Raw genomic sequence first — 3,513 nt, forward strand, 5'->3', positions numbered from 1 at the left:
CGTGGCCGAGGCGGGCGTAGAGCGGGCAGTGCCCGAGGGCGCCGGTGACCACCAGGTCGAGGCCGGCAACCACGAGGAGCAGCTCGAGGACCACCGCCACGACGCCTGGGGCTGATGCGAGCAGGACCACTCCGGCGAGTACGCCGAGCCCTCCGATCACGACCCGGGCGGTCCTCTCGACCGGCGTGATGTTGACCTTCCAACGGCTGGCCATGACTCTCAGCTCCTTCGCCGACCCGGCCTCTCCGGGTTCTTGCACCTCCAGCGTCGCCGCCCGAGGTCAAGATCGCTCCGAGGCTTCGATGAAGGTTCCCTGAAGGGACCCTGGCCGGCAACGGAGTTGGGGATTGCGTCACCTCAAGGGGGGCTGGTGGGTTGGTCAGTCGTGGTGCTCGCCGTGCTCGGGGTCGATCTGCTCGGTGGGCCCGGGTGCCGGGTCTGGGTCGGTGCCAGTGATGGCCGGACCGATGATGAAGGCCGAGATCGAGAACATGACTGCGAACACCGCGACAGCCACGGCGGGCGCCTTCCAGGTTCTGAACCGGCGGTAGAGCCGGCGAAGCAACGGCACCGAGAGGAGCAGGCCGAGCGCCCCGAACAGCAGGTTTCCACCCACACCGGTGACCAGGACGGCACCGGCGAAGATGCTGACGTGGTGCAGAAGGTGCGGCAGCAGCCCCATCACCGCACCGACGGCCGCGGTGACCGCGTTCCACAGGGCCGCCAGCCGGCCGCGTCCACGCGAGGGCTCCGCCCCGGGGTCCATCTCCCCGCGCGCATCCGCGACCGTGCCGCCGAGCGCCGGCGTCGATGTCGGCTCGCCCTCGTGGGTGTGGTCGTGGGGCATCGTGCTCAGCCTCCGCTGCGGTAGGACACGGTGGTCATCACCCGGTCTCGGCGTGGTAGATGTAGTGGCAATGTACGGTCCACTGACCGGGTTTCGGGCTCCAGATCCATATCGAGCGCCTGCCTGGGGCGCACGATGACGGTTGTGCTTGCGTCCGCCGCCGTCGGCGAGCCCGCACTTGTGGCCGTGCAGGTGCATCGGGGCTCTCCCGGTGCGTGTGTATGAAGGTTCAGTGAAGCCCTCCCCGTACCCCTTGCCCTGATACCCCTGAGGGGTATTGTCGATCACGACGGACGAGTCGAACAGAGGCGACAGTGAGGAGATCGGTGATGCACGCGGAGCCCGGATACATCACCGAGAAGGATGCGATCCAGGTCCGACTGCGACGCATCGAGGGGCAAGTTCGCGGACTCCAGCGCCTGGTCGACGAGGACACCTACTGCATCGACATCCTCACCCAGATCTCAGCGTCCACCAAGGCGCTCGAGAACGTGGCACTGCTGCTCCTCGACCAGCACCTGCAGCACTGCCTCACCCACGCCGAAGGCCCCGACGACACGCGACGCAAGCTCACCGAGGCCTCCGAGGCCATCGCCAGACTTGTCCGCTCCTGACCTGCACCGCAACCGAAGGAAGACAGATGTCCGAGATCACCGACGCTCCCCGCAGCCTCCCGCTGCTGGACGACCCGACCACCGACTCCGACGGCTGCGGATGCGGCGGCTGTGGGTGCGGCGCCGCCGACACCGGCGCGGCAGCCACGCCCGTGACGACCAACTCGATCGATGAGGAGAATCCGATGACCACCCACAGCTACGCCGTCTCCGGCATGACCTGCGGCCACTGCGCCGCAGCGGTCACCAGCGAGCTCAAGTCTCTCGACGGTGTGTCCGACGTGAACGTCGAGCTCGTCGCAGGCGGCACCTCGACGGTGACCGTCGTCAGCGCCGAGCCCCTGGACGAGGCCCACGTGGTCGCGGCACTCGACGAGGCCGGCGAATACCAGCTCGCCTGAGGGGCCCTGGACACAATCCCCAGCTCAGAACACCAGACCGGAAGAAGGCAACAGTCATGACGCAGCAGACCACCGAGGCCGGCGAAGTCAAGGACGTCGAGCTCACCATCGGTGGGATGACCTGCGCCTCCTGCGCGGCTCGCATCGAGAAGAAGCTGAACAAGCTGGCCGGTGTGAGCGCGACGGTGAACTATGCCACCGAGAAGGCCAAGGTCAGTTACCCGACGACCCTCACCCCCGATGAGCTGGTCAGCGTGGTCGAGGCCACCGGCTACACCGCAACGGCGCCGACGCCCACACCCACCGGCGAGGTGGCAGCGGCTGGCGCCGTACCGGACGACCGGGACGTCGAGGCCGCGGGCTGGTGGCAGCGGCTGATCATCTCCGCTGCGCTTGCGGTGCCGGTGCTGGCCCTGTCGATGGTGCCCGCCTTCCAGTTCGACAACTGGCAGTGGATCTCGCTGGCCCTGGCATCACCAGTGGTGGTGTGGGGTGCGTGGCCGTTCCACCGCGCCGCCGCGACCAATGCCCGGCACGGCGCGGCGACCATGGACACCTTGATCTCGGTCGGGGTCTCGGCCGCCTGGCTGTGGTCGCTGTGGGCGCTGCTGTTCACCGACGCCGGGATGACGGGGATGCGGATGCCCTTCGACCTGTTCCCGGACGGCGAGGCAGGCGTCCACATCTATCTCGAGGTCGCCGCGGCCGTGACCACGTTCATCATCGCCGGTCGCTACTTCGAGGCCCGCGCCAAGCGACAGTCCGGGGCGGCGTTGCGGGCGTTGCTCGACATGGGCGCCAAGGACGTGGCGGTCCTCCGCGACGGGGCAGAGATGCGTATCCCGGTGCACCAGCTCGCCGTCGGCGACCGGTTCGTCGTACGCCCGGGGGAGAAGATCGCCACCGACGGAGTCGTCGAGGAGGGCACCTCCGCCATCGACGCCTCCATGCTCACCGGGGAACCGGTGCCGGTCGAAGTGGCGCCCGCCGACATCGTGGTGGGCGCGACCGTCAACGCCGGCGGCCGGCTGGTGGTCCGGGCGACCCGGGTCGGGGCTGACACCCAGCTGGCCCAGATGGCCCGCCTCGTCGAGGACGCCCAGAACGGCAAGGCGCAGGTCCAGCGACTCGCCGACCGGGTCTCGGGGGTCTTCGTGCCCATCGTGATCGCTCTCTCGTTGGTGACCCTGGCCGGCTGGCTGCTGACGGGGCACAGCATCACCGCGGCCTTCACCGCCGCGGTCGCGGTCCTGATCATCGCCTGCCCCTGCGCGCTCGGCCTGGCCACACCCACCGCCCTCCTGGTCGGGACCGGCCGCGGCGCCCAGCTCGGCATCTTGATCAAGGGACCCGAGGTCCTCGAGTCCACCCGGGTGGTGGACACCATCGTGCTGGACAAGACCGGCACCGTGACGACAGGGCGGATGCAGCTGGTCGAGGTCGTTGCCGCCGACGGGGTCGACCCCGACGCCCTGCTCCGGCTGGTCGGGGCGCTGGAGCACGCCTCCGAGCACCCGATCGGCCAGGCCATCGCCACCGGGGCCAGTGACCGACTCGGGAAGCGGTTGCCGGAGGTCGAGTCCTTCACTTCCACCCAGGGCCTTGGCGTCGCGGGCATCGTCGACGGCCACGCGGTCGTGGCCGGACGGTC

At 69.3% G+C, this 3,513-nt stretch carries 5 protein-coding genes; 3 read left to right on the forward strand and 2 right to left on the reverse strand.

From position 1 onward, the window contains the following. Both RMO85_RS13540 and RMO85_RS13545 read right to left on the reverse strand, forming a co-directional pair. Positions 1-214: DUF2892 domain-containing protein (locus RMO85_RS13540; RefSeq protein ID WP_310529251.1), on the reverse strand; the 214-nt coding region annotated here is incomplete at its 3' end. 165 nt (positions 215-379) lie between these two features. Further along, the gene (locus tag RMO85_RS13545; protein WP_310529252.1) at positions 380-847 is read right to left on the reverse strand and encodes a hypothetical protein; all 468 of its coding nucleotides are present in this window, start codon (positions 845-847) and stop codon (positions 380-382) included. 329 nt (positions 848-1,176) lie between these two features. Here RMO85_RS13545 and RMO85_RS13550 point away from each other — a divergent pair, with 329 nt between their 5' ends. The 3 genes from RMO85_RS13550 to RMO85_RS13560 form a co-directional block, all read left to right on the forward strand. Next, entirely contained in the window at positions 1,177-1,461 is a 285-nt protein-coding gene (locus RMO85_RS13550; RefSeq protein ID WP_310529253.1) for a metal-sensitive transcriptional regulator, read from the forward strand. Positions 1,462-1,487: 26 nt separating this feature from the next. Continuing rightward, positions 1,488-1,862, forward strand: a complete 375-nt coding sequence (locus RMO85_RS13555; RefSeq protein ID WP_310529254.1) for a heavy-metal-associated domain-containing protein — start codon at positions 1,488-1,490, stop codon at positions 1,860-1,862. Positions 1,863-1,918: 56 nt separating this feature from the next. Further along, the coding region (locus RMO85_RS13560; RefSeq protein WP_310529255.1) for a heavy metal translocating P-type ATPase at positions 1,919-3,513 on the forward strand (1,595 nt) is incomplete at its 3' end.

Origin of the sequence: Nocardioides sp. (genome assembly GCF_031422975.1) — a bacterium.
Taxonomy (GTDB): Bacteria; Actinomycetota; Actinomycetes; order Propionibacteriales; family Nocardioidaceae; genus Nocardioides.